The organism is Streptomyces sp. NPDC026500 (assembly GCF_055567635.1).
In genome coordinates this window covers 225654-246840 of sequence record NZ_JBVHQB010000006.1, presented here as the reverse complement: position 1 = coordinate 246840, position 21187 = coordinate 225654, and the positions used below count along the sequence as shown (strand labels likewise).

Sequence of the window (21187 nt, the reverse complement as noted above, 5' to 3'; positions counted from 1 at the left end):
GCCGCGTGGTGTCCATCGGTTGTACAGCATGTGCCCGATCCCATACGCCTGGTGATCGGACCTGTCCGGCGGAGCAGAGTAGCCGGACATGGACGAAGCGGCCACCCCGTGCGCGAGGATGGTGGCCATGAACGCCATCATCACGGCACCCGAACTCGCGAGTGACCTGGCGGGGCCGAACCCGCCGGTGCTCCTCGACATCCGCTGGCAGTTGGGCGGCCCCAACCTGCGCTCCGAGTACGAGAACGCGCACATTCCCGGTGCCGTCTTCGTCGATCTGGATTCCGAACTCGCTGGTCCGGCCGGTGCGGCGGGCCGGCATCCGCTTCCCGACCCCGAGGTCTTCGGCGCGGCGATGCGGGCCGCGGGAGTGTCCGAGAACCGCGACGTCGTTGTGTACGACGGCGGGCAGGGCTGGGCCGCCGCGCGCGCCTGGTGGCTGCTGGGCTATTCGGGTCATCCGTCGGTACGCGTGCTTGACGGCGGGTTCGGCGCCTGGAGCGGACCGGTGTCCTCCGAGGTCCCCTCGCCGGTGCCCGGAACCTTCGTACCGGCGCTCGGCGCCCGGCCGGCGCTCGACGCGGACGGGGCCGCAGCGCTCGCCCGCACGGGGCTGCTGCTGGATGCCCGCGCGGGGGAGCGGTACCGGGGCGACGTCGAGCCGATCGATCCGGTCGGCGGGCACATCCCGGGCGCCGTCTCCGCGCCGACCGCCGAGAACGTCACGGAGGACGGACGGTTCCTGCCGTCGGCCGAACTCGCCGACCGCTTCAAGTCCTTCGGCGTGACACCCGCGTCCGAGGTGGGCGTCTACTGCGGCTCCGGAGTCTCGGGCGCCCATGAGGTGCTGGCCCTCGCCGTGGCCGGAGTTCCGGCGGCGCTGTACGTGGGTTCATGGTCGGAGTGGTCCCAGGACGGGAACCGCCCCGTCGCGGTGGGTCCCGACCCGCAGTGAAACCGGCGGCGGTGCCCAGGGCGGTTCCCGCAGGAAGGTCCGCGGTGCCGTCCGCGGCAGCACCCGTGGTGCCGCCCCTACGAGCGCCTGTGGTGCCTCTCACCGACACCTGCGGGCCCGGCGGTAGCACCTGCGGTGTGACCGCCGGGTGGCGGCACGGTGCGCCGTGTGGTCCGTCGTGCCGGACGTAGGCGCCGGCCTCGCCGCTCGGCGCATGACGAGGGGGCCCGCACCGATCCGGTGCGGACCCCCTCGTCGTAGATCTGCCTGGTCCTGCTAGTCCTGCTTCTTCCGCCGTGTGCCGAAGACGATCTCGTCCCAGCTCGGGACCGCCGCTCTGCGGCCGGGACGGACGCCGTCGGCCTCGGCCTGGCGGTCGGTCGCGCCGACGAGCCGGTCGCGATGGCTGCCGACCGAGCGGGGCATGAGCACGTCCGCGTACGCGGAACCGGCACCCGCCGAGGCGGCGGGAGCCGGGGGCTCCTCCTCCTCGGGTTCGGGGACGGGCTCCTCGGCGGCGGGCCGCTCGGCGGGGGCGGGCCGCTCGGGCACCACCATGTCGCCACGGAAGCTGGGCACCGCCTCCAGGAGGCTGGTCAGCGAGTCCCGGTCCTCCGCCTCCTCGGCCGGCTCCGGGGAGGCCGAGGGCAGGCTCGGCCGCTCCATCTGCCGGTCCAGGGCGCGGTCCAGCGGACGGTCGCGGGGCAGCCGGGCGATCCGCGGCACGAACGGGAAGCTCGGCTCGGGCGCCGCGAGGTCGTCGGACTCGCCGATCAGCGAGCGTGCCTCGTCGTCGACGGCCTGGACGAGCCGCCGGGGCGGGTCGTAGGTCCAGCTCGCGGCGTGCGGTTCGCCCGCGACCCGGTAGACCAGCATGACTTCCCAGGTGCCGTCGTCGCGGCGCCAGGAGTCCCACTGCACGGTGTCCTTCTCGGCACCCCGGATCAGCAACCGCTCCTGGACGGCCTCGCCGAGCTGGGGTCCGGCGTTCTCTCCGGGGCGGCGGACGGGGGTCTTCCTGGCGCGCTCGGCCATGAAGGCGCGCTCGGCCAGCACGGGTCCTTCGAAGCGGCGTACGCGATCGACGGGGATTCCGGCGAGCTGGGCGACTTCCTCCGCGGAAGCGCCGGCGCGTATACGCGCCTGGATGTCTCGGGGGCGGAGATGGCTCTCCACCTCGATCTCGATCTGGCCGAGGCGGGGACGGTCGCCGCGTACGGCGGCGCGCAGACGCTCGTCAATCGGAAGCGTGTACTCCGTACTGTCCGCAGCCTTCAGCACCAGCCGTGTGCCGTCGTTAGAGACGGCCACGACACGCAGTTCGGGCATGGGGACCTCCCGGGTGGTGCCTGCCGACGTCACGTGCGTCGCTGCTTCCGCTAGTCGAGTGTGGCCTGCCCGGGTGCAGCCTGCCACAACCTTGCCGAGTTGCCCGGCGTGTCGGGCACGGGCCCGGGGTCGCCGTTATGGCACGGTTACCTATTCGCAACGCTAAGTGACGAACTCCATCACCCTGTGCAACGAGCCCCCTCCCGGCGGTCCTGCAAGGCCCCGGACACCCTGGCGGGAGTCCGGACCCAGGGCTCGCAACAGTACTCCATTCGGGCCACTTGCGTGGATCGGCACGCCGCCCAACTTCGAGCGGGGGGTGCTAGTTGGCCGATCCCGGCGCCCTTTCGGTGGCCATGGAGCGTGGCGCACTTCACGTAATCGGCAGAAATGGAACTAATCGTTTCGCCTGTACGTCCCTTTCTCGTGCGGTTGATCGATCAAGTACGGGGAAGGCAGGCAAGGTCCGGGAATGCGTAAGAAGCCGGATGTCGGCGGCGAGCAGCCGGGTACCGACGTGGAACCGAGGAAGAGGCGGCTGGACCTGAGCGTCCCCCAAGTGGCGGGGAGCGCGGTCGCCGCGGTGGTCGCCGCGAAACTCGCGTCCTACTTCGGTGTCTACGGGACGATCCTGGGTGCCGGCCTGGTCAGCGCCGTCGCCACCTGCGGAGGAACGGTCTTCCAGCACTTTTTCAAGCGCACCGGCGAACAGATCCGTGACGTGAAGGTGCAGACGAGGCCGAAGCCCCGGCAGCTGCCCGGTCCCCCCGGAGAGTTCACCGAGGGGACCGTCTACCGCGCGCGGGTCAGGAGCTGGAAGAGGCCGCTGGTCGCGACCGCGCTCGTCTTCGGCGTCACGATGGCCGGAATCACCTCGTACGAGATGGTCTCGGGGCAGAGCTTCAGCGGCGACGGCACGAGCACGACGGTCGGCGACGCCTTCAAGGGGCACAGCGCCGGTTCGGGGAGTCCGGATCCCGGTAGGGCTCCGGCGACCGGGTCTTCGCCCTCCTCGGCCCCGGCTTCTCCGGAGGCGCAGGCGCCGTCCGCCGACAGCGGCGGCTCAGGTGACGTGGGCGGCGACGGTGGTGGCGCGACCTCGGTGCCGACGCCGGGCGACGGCGCGTCCTCGGGACCGGAAGCCGGGGACGGCACCCCGGCTCCGGCACCCAGCGCGACCGCTACGACCCCAGAACCCTCCGCAAGTAGTCATTCGCAAAGCGCCGGTCCGGATCGAGCCGATCCCGCAGCGCAGTGAACTCGCCGAAGCGCGGATAGGCCTTGGAGAAGTACTCCGCGTCGCGCGTGTGCACCTTGCCCCAGTGCGGCCGCCCCTCGTGCGCGGTGAAGATCCGCTCGGCCGCGGTGAAGTACGCCTGATAGGGGGTGCCCTTGAAGATGTGGACGGCGATGTACGCGCTCTCCCGTCCGGACGCCGTGGAGAGGGTGATGTCGTCCGCGGGCGCGGTCCGCACCTCCACGGGGAAGCTGACCCGCAGGGTCGAGCTGTCGACCATCGACTTCAGCTCGCGCAGTGTCTCGACGAGGGCCTCGCGCGGCACGGCGTACTCCATCTCCACGAACCGCACGCGGCGCGGAGAGGTGAAGACCTTGTACGGAATGTCCGTGTAGGTCCGCGAGGACAGCGCGCGACTGGAGAGTCCGGCGATCGAGGGGATGGCCGCGGGAACGGCCCGGCCGAGCAGATTGGCCACCTGGAAGGCGCCGTTGGAGAGGAACTCGTCCTCTATCCAGCCCCGGATCGGCCCCACCGGGTTCTCGGGGCCCGCGCTGCGGTTGTTGCGCTTGGTGTTGCAGTTGCCTGTGTGCGGGAACCAGTAGAACTCGAAGTGCTCGTTCTCGGTGAAGAGTTCCTCGAAGTCGGCGGTGACCTTGTCGAAGGTCATCGGCTCCTCGCGGGCCGTGAGGAGGAAGACAGGCTCCACGGAGAAGGTGATCGCGGTGACGATTCCCAGGGCGCCGATCCCGATGCGGGCCGACGCGAAGATCTCCGGGTTCTCGTTCTCGGAGCAGGACAGGACCGAGCCGTCCGCCGTCACCAGTTCAAGGCCCTTGATCTGCGCGGCGATCGAGGCCGAGTCGCGCCCGGTGCCGTGCGTACCGGTGCTGGTCGCCCCCGAGACCGTCTGCTCCATGATGTCGCCCATGTTCGTGAGCGACAGACCCTCGCGTGCGAGGGCCATGTTGAGCCTCTTGAGCGGGGTGCCCGCCTCGACCGTGACCGTCATGGCCGCACGGTCGATCTTGCGGATTCCGGTCAACAGTTGAGGGCGGATCAATACACCGTCGGTCGCCGCGGCGGCCGTGAAGGAGTGCCCGGTGCCGACGGCCTTCACCGTCAGGCCGTCCTCGGCCGCCTTGCGTACGGCGGCGGAGAGTTCGTCGACCGAGGCAGGGGTGACCTCCCGTACGGGACGGGCGGTGACGTTCCCCGCCCAGTTACGCCACGTGCCGCTCTTCCCGCTCACTGTGGTGCTCATGAGACCCTCCCCGCTGCGGAACCGGCCTGCTGAGCCGGCGATACCCGAGGAAACCGACCGCCACCGCGACGGCCCCGGACACCGCCGGAACCCCGTACCCGGCCTTCGCGCCGGCGGAGTCGATCACCCAGCCGGCCACGGAGGAACCGAGCGCGACCCCGACTGCGAGTCCTGTGCTCACCCAGGTCATGCCTTCGGTCAGTTTCGCGCGAGGTACGTGCTGTTCGATGAGGGACATCGTCGTGATCATCGTGGGAGCGATGGAGAGGCCCGCAACGAACAGCGCCACGGCCAGGAACAGCAAGTTTCCGACCAGTAGGAGGGGGATCATACTCACGGCCATCGCACATATGCCCAGCAGCCACCTGCCTTCGGCTGCCCCCTTGAAGTGCAGCAGCCCGAAGACGGCCCCCGCGAGGCAGGAGCCCGCCGCGTAGAGGGCCAGGACGATGCTCGCGGCGCCCTTGTGGCCCTGCTCCTCGGCGAAGGCCACGGTGACCACGTCGACGGCTCCGAAGATCGTCCCGGTCGCCACGAACGTGGCCACCAGGACCTGGAGTCCGGCCGAGCGGAGCGCCGAGCCACCGCTGTGCTGCCCGCGCGGATGCGGCTGCGGCTCGGTGGCGCGCTGGGAGGTCAGCCAGAAGACCCCGGCCGCCAGGAAACAGGCGGCGAGCAGCGGTCCGGCCTCCGGGAACCACACCGTGGACAGGCCGATGGAGATGATCGGCCCGAAGATGAAGCAGATCTCGTCCACCACGGACTCAAGGGAGTACGCGGTGTGCAGTTGCGGGGTGCCTCCGTAGAGGGCCGCCCAGCGGGCCCGGATCATCGCGCCGATGCTCGGGACGCAGCCGATGCCGGCCGCGCACACGAACAGCACCCAGTCCGGCCACTCGAAGTGCGAGGCGAGCAGCAGCCCCGCGGCCGCCGTGAGCGCGAAGAGCGTCACAGGGCGCAGGATCCGCCGCTGACCGTGCCGGTCCACCAGTCGCGAGATCTGCGGGCCCATCGCCGCGGCCGCCAGGGCGATGGTCGCCGACAGGGCGCCGGCGAGGCCGTAGCGCCCGGTCAGCTGGGAGATCATCGTGACGATGCCGATGCCCATCATGGACAGCGGCATCCGGCCGAGCAGGCCCGCTGTGGAGAAGCCCTTGGAGCCGGGGGCGGCGAACAGGGCGCGGTACGGGCTGGGCACGAGGGTCTCCGTCGGCTCGGCTCGGCCCCTCCCCGACGTCGCGGGCGGCCCGAACTTCGGTAAGGCGTGAAGCTGGCCGATACAGCTTACGTGTCGGATGAACTTACGTGTTAGGTGCACCTAACGGGCGCCTTCCGTACCTCGCTCAGGGCGGCCTGCGCATGCCTCGTCACCCCGCCGGTTCTCGCCCGTCAGCGGCGGGTGGCAGGATCGGACGCATGCCAGAAGTGCTCGATGCCACCCCCTACGACGCCCTGCTCCTGCTTTCGTTCGGCGGTCCGGAGGGCCCGGACGAAGTCGTCCCGTTCCTGGAGAACGTGACACGGGGCAGGGGTATCCCCAAGGAACGGCTCAAGGAGGTCGGGCAGCACTACTTCCTGTTCGACGGGATCAGCCCCATCAACGACCAGAACCGTGCCCTGCTCGATGCGCTGCGCAAGGACTTCGCCGAGCACGGTCTGGATCTGCCGGTCTACTGGGGCAACCGCAACTGGGCGCCGTACCTGACCGACACGCTGCGCGAGATGGCCGCCGACGGACGGCGCCGGACCCTGGTGCTGGCCACGAGCGCGTACGCCTCGTACTCGGGCTGTCGGCAGTACCGCGAGGACCTGGCGGGGGCGCTGACCGTCCTGGAGGGGGAGGGGCTGGAGCCGCCGAGGATCGACAAGCTGCGGCACTACTTCAACCATCCCGGGTTCGTGGAGCCGATGACCGAGGGCGTCCTCAAGTCGCTGGCCGAACTGCCCGAGGAGGTCCGGGCGGGCGCGCACCTGGCGTTCACCACGCACTCGATCCCTGTCGCCGCGGCGGACACCTCCGGCCCGGCCGAGGGACACGGTGGCGGTGGCGCGTACGTCCGGCAGCATCTGGACGTGGCCCGGCTGATCGCGGAGGCGGTACGCGAGGAGACCGGGATCGACCACCCGTGGCGGCTCGTCTACCAGTCGCGTTCCGGAGCCCCGCACATTCCGTGGCTGGAGCCGGACATCTGCGACCACCTGGAGGAGCTGCACGGAGCCGGGGCCGGGGCGGCGGTGATGGTGCCGATCGGGTTCGTGTCGGATCACATGGAGGTCCTGTACGACCTGGACACCGAGGCGCGGGCGAAGGCGGAGGAACTGGGGCTGCCGGTGCGTCGTTCGGCCACGGTGGGCTCCGATCCCCGGTTCGCCGCGGCGGTCCGTGACCTGGTGCTGGAGCGCGCCGCGGCCGAGAGCGGCCGACGGGTGACACGGTGTGCCCTGGGCGCGCTGGGCGCGAGTCATGACCTGTGCCCGGTGGGCTGCTGCCCGGCCCGCACGCCCAAGCCCGCCGCCGCGGGCACTGACAGCCCCTACGCATGAGGAGCCCCGTGACCGAGCCTTTGCACACCGAACTCCTCCAGCTCGCGCACGAGGCCGCCCGCCGCGCGGGCGCGCTGCTGCGAGACGGCCGCCCTGCGGACCTCGCGGTCGCGGCCACCAAGTCCAGTCCGATCGACGTCGTCACCGAGATGGACATCGCCGCCGAGAAGCTGATCACCACGCTGATCGCCGAGCACCGCCCTCGTGACGGCTTCCTCGGCGAGGAGGGCTCCGCCACCGAGGGCACCAGCGGCATCCGCTGGATCGTCGACCCGCTCGACGGCACGGTCAACTACCTGTACGGGCTGCCGACCTGGGCGGTGTCCATCGCGGCCGAACAGGACGGCGAGACCGTCGTCGGCGTGGTGGCGGCACCGATGCGCGGCGAGACGTACCACGCGGTCCGCGGCAGGGGTGCCCGAGCCTCGGGCGCCTGGGTCGGCGAACGCCGGCTGGCCTGCCGCCCGTCGCCACCGCTCGACCAGGCCCTCGTCTCGACCGGCTTCAACTACGTGACCGAGGTCAAGATCCATCAGGCCGACGTGGTCCAGCGGCTGATCCCGCTGGTGCGTGACATCCGGCGCTCCGGCTCTGCGGCGGTCGACCTGTGCGACGTCGCGGCCGGGCGACTCGACGGCTACTACGAGCGAGGTCTGCACCCCTGGGACCTCGCGGCGGGGGACCTGATCGCCCGGGAAGCGGGCGCGGTGACCGGTGGACGCCCCGGAGAGCGCCCAGGGGGCGATCTCACGGTGGCGGCCTCCCCCGGTGTCTTCGGGCCCCTCCAGCGGCTCCTGGAGGACTTCGGGGCCTGGCACGACTGACGTCACGGCCGGCCGCGGGCCGCCGACAACCGACCGCGGACGGCGCAGGACAGCGGACGGCGTGGGACCAGAGACGGCGGAGAGCGAAAACGGAGCGGGGCCCCGGTACTGGATCGATACCGGGGCCCCGCTCTCGTACGTACTGATCAGACGCGTGTGGCGCCGACCTCCACACCGTGCTCTGCGGCAAGGCGGTGCAGGTCGTCGAGCTCGGCCTGCTCGACCTCCGCGAGGAAGTCGTCGCCTGTTTCGCGAGCCCGCGTCAGGTCGGACTCGGTCGCCCTTATGCGCTGCAGAAGTCCTGCGGTGAATGCGTCCATGCTGCGCCCCCTCGTCCTGGGTCGTGGGTCGGGTGGCACGGGGGTGTGCCGATGGGAAGGGGCGATCACGTCTCTGATGGGGTGCCCAGCGCTGCCCGGTCTGGGCGGCGACGGTGCCGGACACCCACGCCCGCTCTGCGGAAGCGGTTGGACGTACCACAATGTGGCTTGCCACATGCAGAGCGTGATCGCGGGGTGTAAAGCCGTCCTCCCCCCGCTCTCTTCCGTGGAAACCTCAACCCGACGAGAAAATCTCGCATTCCCGGTCCCCTGGACGGGCTTCCCTGGTGCCCTCCCCCGTCTTACAGCCGGTTTATGGCCGAAACGGGCAGGATGGAGCTCTCATCCGTGACGGACCTGCCCGCGTGGTACGCCGAAACGTGCCCCGCCGGTGGACAGAGGAAGGACAAGCGACGTGCGCGTACTCGTCGTCGAGGACGAGCAACTGCTCGCCGATGCGGTGGCCACCGGACTGCGCCGGGAGGCCATGGCCGTCGACGTCGTGTACGACGGCGCAGCCGCGCTGGAGCGCATCGGGGTCAACGACTACGACGTGGTCGTCCTCGACCGCGACCTCCCGCTCGTGCACGGCGACGACGTCTGCCGCAAGATCGTCGAGCTCGGCATGCCCACGCGCGTGCTGATGCTGACCGCGTCCGGCGATGTCAGCGACCGTGTCGAGGGTCTGGAGATCGGCGCCGACGACTACCTCCCCAAACCGTTCGCGTTCAGCGAGCTGACCGCACGCGTCCGTGCCCTCGGACGTCGTACGAGCGTGCCGCTGCCGCCGGTCCTGGAGCGTGCCGGGATCAAGCTGGACCCCAACCGCCGCGAGGTCTTCCGCGACGGCAAGGAGGTCCAGCTCGCTCCCAAGGAGTTCGCCGTCCTGGAAGTGCTGCTGCGCAGCGAGGGCGCCGTCGTCTCGGCGGAGCAGCTCCTGGAGAAGGCCTGGGACGAGAACACGGACCCGTTCACCAATGTCGTGCGCGTGACCGTCATGACGCTGCGCCGCAAGCTCGGCGAGCCCGCCGTGATCGTCACCGTGCCCGGCTCCGGGTACAGGATCTGATCCACCGTGGCAACCACCCCCGCGCCGCCCGAGGCGCCTCCGAAGCCCACCTGGGACCCCAGAAGGGCGGAGCCGCCGTTCCCCTGGCTGCGCCCCACGATCCGCATACGACTTACGCTGCTGTACGGCGGCATGTTCCTGATCGCCGGCATCCTGCTGCTGTCGATCATCTACCTGCTCGCGGCGCAGGCGCTGAACGTCGGCAGTGAACTCCCCTTCAAGATCATTTCTGGGCAGGTCGGCAGCAGCACCTGCAACCTCCCCTCCGGGGCGGCGGACGAGCTCAACCACGCGATGTACGACTGCGTGAACCGGCAGCGCCAGCACGCCCTGGACGACCTGCTCAGCCGCTCTCTGCTGGCCTTGCTCGGCCTCGCGATCATCGCCTTCGCGTTCGGCTACGCGATGGCGGGCCGGGTCCTGTCGCCGCTGGGCCACATCACCCGCACCGCGCGCGCGGTGGCCGGCTCCGACCTGTCCAGGCGGATCGAGCTGGACGGCCCGGACGACGAGCTGAAGGAGCTCGCGGACACCTTCGACGACATGCTGGAGCGACTGCAGCGGGCCTTCACCGCTCAGCAGCGGTTCGTCGGGAACGCCTCGCACGAACTGCGCACCCCGCTCGCGATCAACCGCACGCTCCTGGAGGTGCACCTCTCCGGTCCGGGGGTGTCGACGGAGCTGCAGCAGCTCGGCAAGACGCTGCTCGCCACGAACGAGCGCAGCGAGCAGCTCGTCGAGGGCCTGCTGCTGCTCGCCCGCAGCGACAACCAGATCGTCGAGCGCAAGCCGGTGGACCTCGCCGAGGTCGCCTCGCAGGCCGTCGACCAGGTCCACGCCGAGGCGGAGGCCAAGGGCGTGAAGATCCGTGGGCAGCGTTCTCCGGTGGTCGTCCAGGGCAACGGCGTCCTCCTGGAACGGATCGCCCTGAACCTCGTCCAGAACGCCGTTCGGTACAACGTGCCGAAGGACGGCTGGGTCGAGGTCACGACCGACACCCAGCACGGCCGGGCGGTCCTGGAAGTGTCGAACACGGGACCGGTGGTTCCCGCGTACGAGGTCGACAATCTTTTCGAGCCCTTCAGGCGGCTGCGCACGGAGCGCACGGGCAGCGACAAGGGCGTGGGCCTCGGCCTGTCGATCGCCCGGTCGGTGGCCCGCGCTCACGGAGGCCGTATCGTCGCTCAGCCCCGTGAAGGGGGTGGGCTCGTGATGCGCGTCACCCTTCCCATCTGAGACCATGTCGCGGACACGCGGCGATGTTCGCTTTGCGCGGAATTTTCTGGTCACCCATCCGAGTGACCCGTGTGTGATCGATCACAAGGCCGATTTTCGGTCCATCTACTCTCCGTGATCATGCAAGCTGTCGGAAAGCCGGGAAAATCCGGGTTTTCGGGGGTCTTGATCACGGGAAGTACACGGTGGGGCGCCTTTGAAGTGCGGCCTCAGGACCGTGTACGGTCCGCATCGCCATCCAAGCCGATCACTCTTGAGGGGTCCGGTTGGGTGTCGATTGAGTAACAGACCTTGATGTGAGGCAAAATCTCCGCCTCGGGTCGGGCACAAGTCCGGCCTCTCACGCGTTACGTGCGCTGAGACACCGCAGACACCCAGAGGGGGAGAGCGACAATGGCAACGGATTACGACACCCCGCGCAAGACCGACGACGACGTCGACTCGGACAGCCTTGAAGAACTGAAGGCTCGCCGGAACGACAAGTCGACTTCGTCTGTCGACGTAGATGAGTTCGAGGCCGCAGAAGGCCTGGAGCTGCCCGGTGCGGACCTCTCGAACGAGGAGCTGGCCGTCCGGGTGCTGCCCAAGCAGCAGGACGAGTTCACTTGCATGAGCTGCTTCCTGGTGCACCACCGCAGCCAGCTGGCCCGCGAGAAGAACGGTCAGCCGATCTGCCGCGACTGCGACTGAGGCAGGGTCGGCCGTGACTGGCTCGACCTCACCCTGGAAGCGCCGCCTCCCCTCCGGGGCGGCGGACGAAGGGTCCTTCACGGGCCCTGAAGGCGTGCGTGACGACGAGCGGGGCTCTTCCGAACAGGGATCAGCCTCGCTCGACCGAGCGGGCGCCACAGACGGCCTGACGGCCCCCACGGACACTCCCGCGCCCGCCGCAAGGCGTCGCGCGGCGGCTGTCCGGGACGGGGTCATGAGGGGCGTCACCAAGAGCGGTGTCCGGGCCAGGGCGGGCCTGGCGTATGTCACCGACCGCATCATCGACATCGCCCCGCGGGTTCCCGTACGGGACCTCGCCACCCTCCGCAGACAGTTCCCGGGCCTCGGCCCCGAGGAGCTCGCGGACAAGCTCGTCGCGGGCGCCGCCGCCGCGACGTCCACCGTCGGTGCCGGGATCGGTGCCGCCGCGATGCTGCCGGTGCCGCCCGCCATGCCCACGGAGCTGGCCGCCGAGATCACCGCCGTCGCCGCGATCGAGCTGAAGCTGATCGCCGAACTCCACGAGGTCTACGGCCTGCGTCCGCCCGGCAACCTCAAGCAGCGCAGCACCGCGTATCTGAGCTCCTGGTCGGGCGAGCGCGGAATCGATGTGGCCAAGCCCGTGACGATCAACGCCGCACTGGGCGGCCAGATGAAGCGCGAGCTGCGCCAGCAGATCATGAAGCGAACGGTTCGGGACCTGCCCAACCTGATGCCGTTCATGGTCGGCGCGGCGGTCGGGGCGGTGATGAACCGCCGCGACACCAAACGCGTCGCGGGCCACATCCGCAAGGACCTGCGCAAGATGCAGGTGCCGTGGGACGCGCTCCCGCAGCTGCCACCGCTGGAGAAGCCGACGGATCCGGTGCGGATCGGAGAGATCCCCACAGACCTGGGGACCTGAAGCCGTACGCCCGGCCGGCGCCCGCGACCGTCCGTCCGCGCTCGGCCGACCGCTCGCTTCGCCGGTGGCCCGGCTCAGAGACCGCCGGACGCGGTGAAGGAGCCGACCGGTCCCCGTGGGCGGGGCCTGTGGCATGCGCCCGGAGGCCGGCGAATCGGCGGGGAAGCGTGACTGGCGACGTCCCGCAGGGATGCCGGGCCGGGGTGCTGCCTCGTCGGCGAGAGTGTGCCGAACCCCGAGTCCGCGGCATGATCCAGAACGTTGGCCCCGTAGCCCGTAGCCCGTAGCCCGTAGCCCGTAGCCCGTAGCCCGTAGCCGGTGGGCTGCCCTAGCTTTCCGCGGGCCGGGACGACTCCCGTGCCGTCTCCAGGGCGGCCACCAGGCGCTCCGGCTCCCGCGTCGACAGGTAGAGGTAGGGCGTCGGGTCCGCCGGGTCCGTGACCTGGACGCGCAGCGCCGTGGGGATGTACGAGCGCAGGAGCATGAAGGCACGGGTGTCGGCCTTGTAGGTGCGCCAGGCGCGCGCCTCCTCCTGGTCCATGATCTCCGTGTCACCGAGGGCCGATACCGGGATTTTCGCGTCGCCGGCGATCAGTGAGTCACCGACCACGCGGATGCGGATCGAGCCGTACGCACTGGCCGCGACCGCCGAGACCGCGGTGCCGCCGACCAGCGCTCCGAGCATCGGCAGCGTGCCGAACGGGAGGAAGACCAGGGCCAGCGCGACCCCGACCAGGAAGCTGATCAGCCACCACGACCGGGGTGCGGTGAGGCGTTCTTCGTACGGGGAGGCGGAGAGCTGCATGTGGCCAAGCTTGGCACGGTGCGAAGACTTGGTGGACGCGCGGGTAAGGTCTGCGGCTGTGAGTGGTACTTCCGCAGCTCTGACGCCTCCCGCCGACGCCGTCGCGCCGGTGCGGCACCCCGACGCGCCTGCCCCCGGAGAGCTCCTCGGAGCACACTACGAACAGTGTTTCGGGTGCGGTGGTGGGCAGTCCCACGGACTGCATCTGGAGGCCCGCGCGGGTGAGGGGGTCCGGGTCACGGCGGAGTTCACCGTGCGGCCCGTCCATCAGGGTGCCCCCGGTCTCGCTCACGGCGGTGTTCTCGCCACCGCCCTCGACGAGACGCTCGGATCGCTGAACTGGCTGCTGCGGACGATCGCCGTGACGGGCCGCCTGGAGACCGACTTCCGGCGCCCTGTACCCGTCGACACCGTGCTGTATCTGGAGGCCGAGGTCACCGCGGTGGCCGGCCGGAAGATCTACTGCACCGCCACCGGACGGATCGGCGGCCCCGACGGGCCTGTCGCCGTCCGCGCGGACGCCCTCTTCGTCGAGGTGAAGGTCGACCACTTCATCGACAACGGCCGCCCGGAGGAGATCCGTGCGGCGATGAACGACCCGGACCAGATCCGGCGAGCCCGTGCCTTCGAGGTGAACCCGTGACCCGTAGTCCCGGGGCCCGTGAGCCCCGTCAAGAAGTTGCTGTGCTGATCCGGCGCGTCGATCCGGAAGTCCCGCTCCCCGAGTACGCGCACCCCGGTGACGCGGGAGCCGATCTGCGCACCACCGAGAGCCGCGAGCTGAAGCCCGGTGAACGGGCCGTGCTGCCGACGGGCGTGTCCATCGCGCTGCCCGAGGGGTACGCGGCCTTCGTGCACCCGCGTTCCGGCCTCGCCGCCCGCTGCGGCGTCGCCCTCGTGAATGCCCCGGGGACGGTGGATGCCGGGTACCGTGGGGAGATCAAGGTGATCGTGGTGAATCTCGATCCGCGCGAGTCCGTGCGGTTCGAGCGCTTCGACCGGATTGCTCAACTGGTCGTCCAGCAAGTCGAGAGGGTTCGCTTCCAGGAGGTGGCGGAACTTCCCGATTCGGCGCGGGCCGCAGGGGGCTTCGGGTCCACCGGCGGTCATGCCGCCGTGGACAGCACAACGGGTGGGAATCGATACGCGTCGGTCGTATCCGACCGGGAAGGACAGTGACGTGTTCGGACGTCGCAAGAAGGGCAGTGCCGCCGAGGACGCGGCGGGCGAGGCCGAGCAGGTCGTCGACGGCGTCGACACTGAGGCGGACGAGGACGGGGAGCGCGAGCGCGTGAGGCTCGAACCCGAGCCGCGTCCCGACGGGCCCTGGGACAGTGAAGAGGTCCGTGACCCGGCCGAGGGCCGGGTGGACCTGGGCGGTCTTTTCGTGCCCGGAGTCGACGGCATGGAGCTGCGGGTCGAGGTCGCGGGCGACGCGATCGTCGCGGCGACCGTCGTCGTCAACGACAGCGCCGTGCAGCTCCAGGCCTTCGCCGCTCCCAAGCGTGAGGGCATCTGGGGCGAGGTGCGCGAGGAGATCGCCTCCGGGATCACCCAGCAGGGCGGTGTCATCGACGAGGTCGAGGGCCCGCTGGGCTGGGAGCTGCGGGCGCAGGTACCGGTCCAGCTGCCGGACGGCACGGGCGGTTTCCAGGTCGTGCGATTCGTCGGCGTGGACGGTCCCCGCTGGTTCCTGCGCGGAGTGATCTCCGGGCAGGGTGCCGTGCAGCCGCAGGCCGCGGGTCTGCTGGAGCAGATCTTCCGGGACACGGTCGTCGTCCGCGGTGAGGGCCCGATGGCCCCGCGCGACCCGATCGTCCTGAAGCTGCCGAACGACGCGCAGATGGTCCCCGAGGGTGTTCAGCAGGAGGACCAGAGTGGCTCCCGCTTCTCCGGCGGCATGGGTCAGCTGCAGCGCGGACCGGAGATCACCGAGGTCCACTAGACGGACAAACAGACAACAGGCGGGCCGCACCCCCAGGGGGTGCGGCCCTTTCCTGTATGTGGGTTCCGTAGGGCGCGTATCCCGCAGGTTCTTGTATGTGAACAGTAGTTGAGCAGCGGGTCTTTCTTCGGGCCTTGACGGAAGTCTGGTCCGTACCTATGGTCACCGGCCAGCGAAGCTGTTCAGCATCCCATGTGTAGTTCACATACAAGAACGGATGGCTCTGCATGTCCGACACCCCCACTCGGCACCGCCGCAGACGACGCCCCGCTCTCCTCGTCACAGTCGCCGCCGCGACCGCTGCACTCGTGGGCACCCTTCTGTCCTGGCCCGGCGCGCACCGGGCCGACGCGGCGCCCGCCACCTTCGTCCACCCCGGAGTCACCGTCTCCAGGGGGCAGCTGGACTTCGCCCGGACCCAGGTCCTGGCCGGCGCCCAGCCCTGGAAGGGCGCCTACGACCAGATGATGGCGAGCAAGTACGCCTCGCTCACGCGCACCCCCACGCCCCGCGCGACCGTCGAGTGCGGCTCGTACTCGAACCCGAACTACGGCTGCACCGACGAGCGCGAGGACGCGATAGCCGCGTACACCGACGCCCTCGCCTGGTACGTCACCCGCGACGACCGCTACGCCAAGAAGGCCATCGAGCTGATGGACGCCTGGTCCGCGGTGATCAAGGAGCACACCAACAGCAACGCGCCCCTGCAGACCGGCTGGGCCGGCTCTTCCTGGCCCAAGGCCGCCGAGATCATCAAGTACACGTACACCGGCTCCTGGGCGAACTCCGGCCGCTTCGCGACCATGCTGCGCGACGTCTACCTGCCGGAGATCATCAACGGCTCCAACTCCAACGGCAACTGGGAACTGTCGATGATGGAGGCCGCGGTCGGCATCTCCGTCTTCCTGGAGGACAAGACGTCGTACGACAGGGCCATGGCGAAGTTCCGGACGCGCACGGCGGCGTACGTCTACCTCTCCACCGACGGCGCCGTGCCGAAGACCGTGCCGAGCCAGAACCTCGACACGACCGCGAAGATCGTCAGTTACTGGCAGGGGCAGTCCACCTTCGTCACCGGGCTCACCCAGGAGACCTGCCGCGACTTCACCCACACCGGCTACGGCATCTCGGCCATCTCGCACATCGCCGAGACCAGCCGCATCCAGGGGCAGGACCTGTACGGCACCGATGTCGGCGAGCGGCTGCGCCAGGCGCTCGGCTTCCAGTCGAAGTACCAGCTGGGTACGGCGGTGCCGAGCTGGCTGTGCGGCGGATCGCTGAACCTCGGGCTCGGCCCGGTCACCGAGGTCGGCTACAACGCGCTGCACAACCGCCTGGGCATCGCGATGACCAACACCCAGACGCTCACCCAGCAGAACCGCCCGGCCGGCAGCAACAACCTCTTCGTGGCGTGGGAGACGCTGACGCACGGCGACAATCCCGCGTGAACCGAAGCCGGGGTCCCATCCGATGAACCATTGAGGGACCGGGCGTCCGGTCGCGATACTGACGCCCGGTCCATGGGGGATCACGGGGATCACGGGGAGGGAACATGAGCCAGGCCATCACCGGCATCGACACCGGCACCGGCACCGACACCGACACCGACACCGACACGATGGTGCGCGTCGAGAACGTCCGTCGTTCGTACGGCACCGGAGCCGCCGCCGTGCACGCGCTGCGAGGGGTCTCCTTCGATGTACCGCGCGGAGAACTCGTCGCCCTCAAGGGGCGCTCCGGATCGGGCAAGACCACACTGCTCAATCTCGTCGGCGGGCTCGACGAACCGGACGAGGGACGCGTCACGGTGGACGGCCTCGATCTCTCGACCCTCGACGAGAGCGGTCTGCTGGGCCTGCGCCGCGACCGCATCGGCTTCGTCTTCCAGTCCTTCGGGCTCATCCCCATCCTCACCGCCGCGGAGAACGTCGGGGTCCCGCTGCGGCTGCGCCGGGCGGAAGCACGCGAGCGCGAGGAGCGCGTCGAGCTGCTGCTCTCCCTCGTCGGTCTCGCCGACCACGCGGCCCAGCGGCCCGGAGAGCTCTCCGGCGGCCAGCAGCAGCGCGTGGCCATAGCCCGCGCCCTCGCCAACAACCCCGCACTGCTCATAGCCGACGAGCCCACCGGCCAGCTGGACGCGGAGACCGGCCATGCCGTGATGGAGCTGCTGCGCGCCGTCGTCCGCAGCGAGCGGGTGACAGTACTGGTCGCCACCCATGACGCGACCCTGCTCGACCTGGCCGACCGGGTGCTGGAGCTGAGCGACGGGGAGATCGTCGAGCAGTGAGGCCCCGCGGGGTCGCAGGGGGCCACGCGGGCCTTACGAGGCTGTGCGGGGGCCATGCGGGATCGCGCCGAGGGGTGTGTGCGGTGTCGTCCGGAATTCTGCGAGGCCGCGTGGAACCGTGCGAGGCCGTGCGGAACCGTGCGGGTCCGCGTGGAACTGTGCGGGTCGTGCGGAACCGCGCGAGGCCGCTGGAGCCGTGTGGGTCCGCACGGAACCGTGCGGGTCGTGCGCAACCGTGCGAGGCCGGTGGAACCGTGTGGATCGTGCGAGGTCGTGCGGGGCATCAGGGTTGCGTCAAAGACGTTCCCCGGCCGGACACTCGTCCCTTTCGTCGGGAATCTTGGCCGTAAGGTCGACGCTGCGTACACAGCGGTGACAGGAAGACAATAGGGCTCATGGGACGAGGCAAGCTTCGGATCTACCTCGGTGCGGCACCGGGCGTCGGCAAGACGTACGCGATGCTCTCCGAGGCGCATCGCCGCGTCGAACGCGGGACGGACTGCGTGGTGGCGTTCGTCGAGCACCATCACCGGCCGCGCACCGAAGTGATGCTGCACGGTCTGGAGCAGGTGCCGCGCAAGGAGCTGGAGTACCGGGGCGGCGTCTTCACCGAGATGGACGTCGACGCCGTGCTCCGGCGCGCCCCGGCCGTCGCCCTGGTGGACGAACTGGCGCACACCAACGTGCCCGGCTCCCGCAACGACAAGCGCTGGCAGGACGTGGAGGAACTGCTCGCCGCCGGCATCGACGTCGTCTCCACCGTCAACATCCAGCACCTGGAGTCACTGGGCGATGTCGTCGAGTCGATAACGGGCGTTCGGCAGCGCGAGACCGTGCCGGACGAGGTGGTGCGGCGGGCGGACCAGATCGAGCTGGTCGACATGTCGCCGCCCGCGCTGCGCCGCCGGATGGCCCATGGCAACATCTACAAGCCCGACAAGGTCGACGCCGCCCTGTCCAACTACTTCCGTCCGGGCAATCTCACGGCCCTGCGCGAGCTCGCGCTGCTGTGGGTCGCCGACCGGGTCGACGAATACCTCACCGAGTACCGCAGCGAGCACCGGGTCTCCAAGATCTGGGGCTCCCGGGAGCGGATCGTCGTCGGGCTGACCGGCGGTCCTGAGGGGCGGACGCTGATCCGGCGCGCCGCGCGGCTCGCCGAGAAGGGCGCGGGCGGTGAGGTACTGGCCGTCTACATCGCCCGCAGTGACGGGCTCACCTCCGCCTCGCCGAAGGAGCTGGCGGTCCAGCGCACCCTCGTCGAGGACCTCGGCGGCACCTTCCACCACGTGGTCGGCGATGACATACCCGCCTCCCTGCTGGACTTCGCGCGCGGTGTCAACGCCACCCAGATCGTGCTCGGCTCGTCCCGCCGCAAGACCTGGCAGTACGTCTTCGGGCCGGGCGTCGGTGTCACGGTCGCCCGGGAGTCCGGCCCCGACCTGGACGTCCACATCGTCACCCACGAAGAGGTCGCCAAGGGGCGCGGTCTTCCGGTGGCCCGCGGGGCACGGCTCGGGCGCTCCCGGATCATCTGGGGCTGGGTGATCGGGGTGGGCGGCCCCGTGGTCATGGCGCTGCTGCTGAACACCATCGACCTCGGCCTCGCCAACGACATGCTGCTGTTCCTGGCGGTGACCGTCGCGGCCGCCCTGCTCGGCGGTCTCCTCCCCGCCCTCGCCTCGGCGGCCTTCGGCTCCCTGCTACTGAACTACTTCTACACGCCACCCCTGCATCGGCTGACCATCGCCGACCCGAAGAACATCGTCGCCATCGTGATCTTCGTCGGCGTCGCCGTCTCCGTGGCGTCGGTGGTGGACCTCGCGGCCCGCCGCACCCACCAGGCGGCGCGGCTGCGGGCCGAATCGGAGATCCTCTCCTTCCTGGCGGGCAGCGTGCTGCGCGGCGAGACCAGCCTGGAAGCCTTGCTGGAGCGGGTCAGAGAGACGTTCGGGATGGAGTCGGTCGCGCTCCTGGAGCGGGCGGGCGACGTCGACCCGTGGACGTGCGCGGGCAGCGTCGGACCGGCGCCCTCGACGCGCCCCGAGGACGCCGACGTCGACGTGCCGGTCGGCGACCGCATGGCGCTCGCCCTGTCCGGACGGGTGCTGCCCGCCTCCGACCGCCGGGTGCTGGCCGCCTTCGCCGCGCAGGCCGCCGTGGTCCTGGACCGCCAGCGCCTTCAGTTCGAGGCAGACCAGGCCAAGGAACTGGCGGAGGGCAACCGCATCCGCACCGCCCTGCTGGCCGCCGTGAGCCACGACCTGCGCACCCCGCTCGCCGGGATCAAGGCGGCGGTGTCGTCCTTGCGCTCCGACGACGTGGCCTGGTCCGAGGAGGACCGGGCCGAACTCCTCGAAGGCATCGAGGACGGCGCCGATCGCCTCGACCACCTGGTGGGCAACCTGCTGGACATGTCCCGGCTCCAGACCGGCACCGTCACCCCGCTGATCCGGGAGATCGACCTCGACGAGGTCGTCCCGATGGCGCTCGGCGGCGTCCCCGAGGACAGCGTGGACCTGGAGATCCCGGAGAGCCTGCCGATGGTCGCCGTCGACGCCGGACTCCTGGAGCGCGCCGTCGCCAACCTCGTCGAGAACGGCGTCAAGTACAGCCATGTCGACGAACGGGTCCTGGTCGCCGCGAGCGCCATCGCCGACCGGGTGGAGGTACGCGTCGTGGACCGCGGCCCCGGCGTCCCGGACGAAGCCAAGGACCGTATATTCGCGCCCTTCCAGCGCTACGGAGACGCCCCGCGCGGCACCGGAGTGGGCCTCGGCCTCGCGGTCGCCCGGGGCTTCGCCGAGGCGATGGGCGGCACCCTCACCGCCGAGGACACCCCCGGAGGCGGACTCACCATGGTGCTCACGGTGCGGGCGGTGGACCGCCTGCCCGACCTGGCCGCCCGATCAGCAGTCGCAGAAAGGCAGGCCTCATGACCCGGGTCCTCGTGGTCGACGACGAGCCGCAGATCACCCGAGCCCTCGTGATCAACCTGAAGGCACGCAAGTACGAGGTCGACGCGGCCCCCGACGGAGCCACCGCGCTCCAGCTCGCCGCCGCCCGCCACCCCGACGTCGTCGTGCTCGACCTCGGCCTGCCCGACATGGACGGCGTCGAGGTGATCAAGGGGCTGCGCGGCTGGACCCGGGTGCCGATCCTGGTGCTGTCCGCGCGGCACTCCTCCGACGAAAAGGTCGAGGCACTCGACGCCGGCGCCGACGACTACGTCACCAAGCCGTTCGGCATGGACGAGCTGCTCGCCCGGCTGCGCGCCGCGGTCCGCCGCGCGGAGCCCACCGGGGGCGATGAGGACGACGTGATCGTGGAGACGGCGGGGTTCACCGTCGACCTGGCGGCGAAGAAGGTGCACCGCGACGGGCGGGACGTCCGCCTCACCCCCACGGAGTGGCACCTGCTGGAGGTACTGGTCCGCAACACGGGCCGCCTGGTCAGCCAGAAGCAGCTGCTCCAGGAGGTCTGGGGACCGTCGTACGGGACGGAGACGAACTACCTGCGGGTCTACATGGCTCAGCTGCGCCGCAAGCTGGAGGCGGACCCCTCGCACCCGAAGCACTTCATCACCGAGCCGGGGATGGGGTACCGCTTCGAGCGATGACGTGCGTCACCGGTGCGAGTGACAAAGTGCGGGCCGGTTCGAGGGGGCGGCGCGACCGCCGGATCGAGCGTGGTTCGTACCCGGTTCGGGTGACGGTGCCGCGGGTACGTAGCCGTCAGCGCCCCCCGGTACGCTTTC

At 70.3% G+C, this 21187-nt stretch carries 20 protein-coding genes; 15 read left to right on the top strand and 5 right to left on the bottom strand.

Annotation, left to right across the window (positions count from 1 at the left end; genetic code table 11):
* The first annotated feature begins 127 nt into the window (after positions 1 to 127).
* Complete coding sequence (locus tag ACZ4N5_RS14000; protein ID WP_467757328.1) at positions 128 to 955, top strand: sulfurtransferase; 828 nt, start codon at positions 128 to 130, stop codon at positions 953 to 955.
* Between the two features lie 276 nt (positions 956 to 1231).
* Here ACZ4N5_RS14000 and sepH read toward each other — a convergent pair whose 3' ends face one another.
* Entirely contained in the window at positions 1232 to 2284 is a 1053-nt protein-coding gene (gene sepH, locus ACZ4N5_RS13995; protein WP_467757327.1) for a septation protein SepH, read from the bottom strand.
* 472 nt (positions 2285 to 2756) lie between these two features.
* On the opposite strand from sepH, the gene ACZ4N5_RS13990 reads away from it, so the two are divergent.
* Complete coding sequence (locus ACZ4N5_RS13990) at positions 2757 to 3542, top strand: hypothetical protein (protein ID WP_467757326.1); 786 nt, start codon at positions 2757 to 2759, stop codon at positions 3540 to 3542.
* Here ACZ4N5_RS13990 and ACZ4N5_RS13985 read toward each other — a convergent pair.
* Positions 3466 to 4785: a D-arabinono-1,4-lactone oxidase gene (locus ACZ4N5_RS13985; protein WP_467757325.1), complete on the bottom strand. Its 1320-nt coding sequence runs from the start codon at positions 4783 to 4785 to the stop codon at positions 3466 to 3468. The genes ACZ4N5_RS13990 and ACZ4N5_RS13985 overlap by 77 nt on opposite strands.
* On the bottom strand, positions 4745 to 5983 hold the full coding sequence (locus ACZ4N5_RS13980; RefSeq protein ID WP_467757324.1) for an MFS transporter: 1239 nt from the start codon (positions 5981 to 5983) through the stop codon (positions 4745 to 4747). The genes ACZ4N5_RS13985 and ACZ4N5_RS13980 overlap by 41 nt, the downstream gene beginning before the upstream one ends.
* A gap of 218 nt (positions 5984 to 6201) precedes the next feature.
* Here ACZ4N5_RS13980 and ACZ4N5_RS13975 point away from each other — a divergent pair, with 218 nt between their 5' ends.
* Both ACZ4N5_RS13975 and ACZ4N5_RS13970 read left to right on the top strand, forming a co-directional pair.
* Positions 6202 to 7329 carry a ferrochelatase gene (locus tag ACZ4N5_RS13975; RefSeq protein ID WP_467757323.1) on the top strand — a complete coding sequence of 376 codons (1128 nt, stop codon included), beginning with the start codon at positions 6202 to 6204 and terminating at the stop codon, positions 7327 to 7329.
* Between the two features lie 8 nt (positions 7330 to 7337).
* On the top strand, positions 7338 to 8153 hold the full coding sequence (locus ACZ4N5_RS13970; RefSeq protein ID WP_467757322.1) for an inositol monophosphatase family protein: 816 nt from the start codon (positions 7338 to 7340) through the stop codon (positions 8151 to 8153).
* Between the two features lie 146 nt (positions 8154 to 8299).
* Here the strand turns inward: ACZ4N5_RS13970 and ACZ4N5_RS13965 are convergent, their stop codons facing one another.
* Positions 8300 to 8473, bottom strand: coding sequence for a hypothetical protein (locus ACZ4N5_RS13965; protein ID WP_167459062.1), 174 nt, complete (start codon positions 8471 to 8473; stop codon positions 8300 to 8302).
* 415 nt (positions 8474 to 8888) lie between these two features.
* On the opposite strand from ACZ4N5_RS13965, the gene ACZ4N5_RS13960 reads away from it, so the two are divergent.
* The 4 genes from ACZ4N5_RS13960 (at position 8889) to ACZ4N5_RS13945 (ending at position 12393) form a co-directional block, all read left to right on the top strand.
* Positions 8889 to 9542: a response regulator transcription factor gene (locus ACZ4N5_RS13960; protein ID WP_103549594.1), complete on the top strand. Its 654-nt coding sequence runs from the start codon at positions 8889 to 8891 to the stop codon at positions 9540 to 9542.
* 6 nt (positions 9543 to 9548) lie between these two features.
* A complete protein-coding gene (locus ACZ4N5_RS13955; RefSeq protein ID WP_467757321.1) occupies positions 9549 to 10778 on the top strand; it encodes a sensor histidine kinase in 1230 nt (409 codons plus the stop codon).
* A 393-nt stretch (positions 10779 to 11171) separates the two neighbouring features.
* A complete protein-coding gene (locus ACZ4N5_RS13950) occupies positions 11172 to 11468 on the top strand; it encodes a DUF4193 domain-containing protein (protein ID WP_003997302.1) in 297 nt (98 codons plus the stop codon).
* 13 nt (positions 11469 to 11481) lie between these two features.
* Positions 11482 to 12393: a hypothetical protein gene (locus tag ACZ4N5_RS13945; RefSeq protein WP_467757320.1), complete on the top strand. Its 912-nt coding sequence runs from the start codon at positions 11482 to 11484 to the stop codon at positions 12391 to 12393.
* Positions 12394 to 12721: 328 nt separating this feature from the next.
* Here ACZ4N5_RS13945 and ACZ4N5_RS13940 read toward each other — a convergent pair whose 3' ends face one another.
* Complete coding sequence (locus tag ACZ4N5_RS13940; RefSeq protein ID WP_467757319.1) at positions 12722 to 13198, bottom strand: DUF3093 domain-containing protein; 477 nt, start codon at positions 13196 to 13198, stop codon at positions 12722 to 12724.
* A gap of 58 nt (positions 13199 to 13256) precedes the next feature.
* Between ACZ4N5_RS13940 and ACZ4N5_RS13935 the strand changes: the two genes are divergently transcribed.
* The 7 genes from ACZ4N5_RS13935 to ACZ4N5_RS13905 all read left to right on the top strand — a co-directional run bounded on the left by ACZ4N5_RS13935 (position 13257) and on the right by ACZ4N5_RS13905 (position 21049).
* Positions 13257 to 13841 carry a PaaI family thioesterase gene (locus ACZ4N5_RS13935; RefSeq protein ID WP_467757318.1) on the top strand — a complete coding sequence of 195 codons (585 nt, stop codon included), beginning with the start codon at positions 13257 to 13259 and terminating at the stop codon, positions 13839 to 13841.
* A gap of 41 nt (positions 13842 to 13882) precedes the next feature.
* On the top strand, positions 13883 to 14377 hold the full coding sequence (dut, locus tag ACZ4N5_RS13930; protein WP_467757427.1) for a dUTP diphosphatase: 495 nt from the start codon (positions 13883 to 13885) through the stop codon (positions 14375 to 14377).
* Position 14378: 1 nt separating this feature from the next.
* Positions 14379 to 15143, top strand: coding sequence for a DUF3710 domain-containing protein (locus ACZ4N5_RS13925; protein WP_261707690.1), 765 nt, complete (start codon positions 14379 to 14381; stop codon positions 15141 to 15143).
* Between the two features lie 227 nt (positions 15144 to 15370).
* Entirely contained in the window at positions 15371 to 16591 is a 1221-nt protein-coding gene (locus tag ACZ4N5_RS13920; protein WP_467757317.1) for an alginate lyase family protein, read from the top strand.
* 104 nt (positions 16592 to 16695) lie between these two features.
* The gene (locus ACZ4N5_RS13915) at positions 16696 to 17430 is read left to right on the top strand and encodes an ABC transporter ATP-binding protein (protein ID WP_467757316.1); all 735 of its coding nucleotides are present in this window, start codon (positions 16696 to 16698) and stop codon (positions 17428 to 17430) included.
* Between the two features lie 395 nt (positions 17431 to 17825).
* Complete coding sequence (locus tag ACZ4N5_RS13910) at positions 17826 to 20369, top strand: DUF4118 domain-containing protein (RefSeq protein WP_467757315.1); 2544 nt, start codon at positions 17826 to 17828, stop codon at positions 20367 to 20369.
* Positions 20366 to 21049 (top strand): response regulator, encoded by a 684-nt coding sequence (locus ACZ4N5_RS13905; RefSeq protein WP_467757314.1) that lies wholly within the window; start codon positions 20366 to 20368, stop codon positions 21047 to 21049. Before ACZ4N5_RS13910 ends, ACZ4N5_RS13905 begins: the two co-directional genes overlap by 4 nt.
* Positions 21050 to 21187: the final 138 nt, after the last annotated feature.

Excerpts from the sequence above, each read along its gene's own strand:
- ACZ4N5_RS14000 (WP_467757328.1), top strand. The coding sequence starts at position 128 with ATGAACGCCATCATCACGGCACCCGAACTCGCGAGTGACCTGGCGGGG.
- sepH (WP_467757327.1), bottom strand. The coding sequence starts at position 2,284 with ATGCCCGAACTGCGTGTCGTGGCCGTCTCTAACGACGGCACACGGCTG.
- ACZ4N5_RS13990 (WP_467757326.1), top strand. The coding sequence starts at position 2,757 with ATGCGTAAGAAGCCGGATGTCGGCGGCGAGCAGCCGGGTACCGACGTG.
- ACZ4N5_RS13985 (WP_467757325.1), bottom strand. The coding sequence starts at position 4,785 with ATGAGCACCACAGTGAGCGGGAAGAGCGGCACGTGGCGTAACTGGGCG.
- ACZ4N5_RS13975 (WP_467757323.1), top strand. The coding sequence starts at position 6,202 with ATGCCAGAAGTGCTCGATGCCACCCCCTACGACGCCCTGCTCCTGCTT.
- ACZ4N5_RS13965 (WP_167459062.1), bottom strand. The coding sequence starts at position 8,473 with ATGGACGCATTCACCGCAGGACTTCTGCAGCGCATAAGGGCGACCGAG.
- ACZ4N5_RS13950 (WP_003997302.1), top strand. The coding sequence starts at position 11,172 with ATGGCAACGGATTACGACACCCCGCGCAAGACCGACGACGACGTCGAC.
- ACZ4N5_RS13940 (WP_467757319.1), bottom strand. The coding sequence starts at position 13,198 with ATGCAGCTCTCCGCCTCCCCGTACGAAGAACGCCTCACCGCACCCCGG.
- ACZ4N5_RS13920 (WP_467757317.1), top strand. The coding sequence starts at position 15,371 with ATGTCCGACACCCCCACTCGGCACCGCCGCAGACGACGCCCCGCTCTC.
- ACZ4N5_RS13915 (WP_467757316.1), top strand. The coding sequence starts at position 16,696 with ATGAGCCAGGCCATCACCGGCATCGACACCGGCACCGGCACCGACACC.
- ACZ4N5_RS13910 (WP_467757315.1), top strand. The coding sequence starts at position 17,826 with ATGGGACGAGGCAAGCTTCGGATCTACCTCGGTGCGGCACCGGGCGTC.
- ACZ4N5_RS13905 (WP_467757314.1), top strand. The coding sequence starts at position 20,366 with ATGACCCGGGTCCTCGTGGTCGACGACGAGCCGCAGATCACCCGAGCC.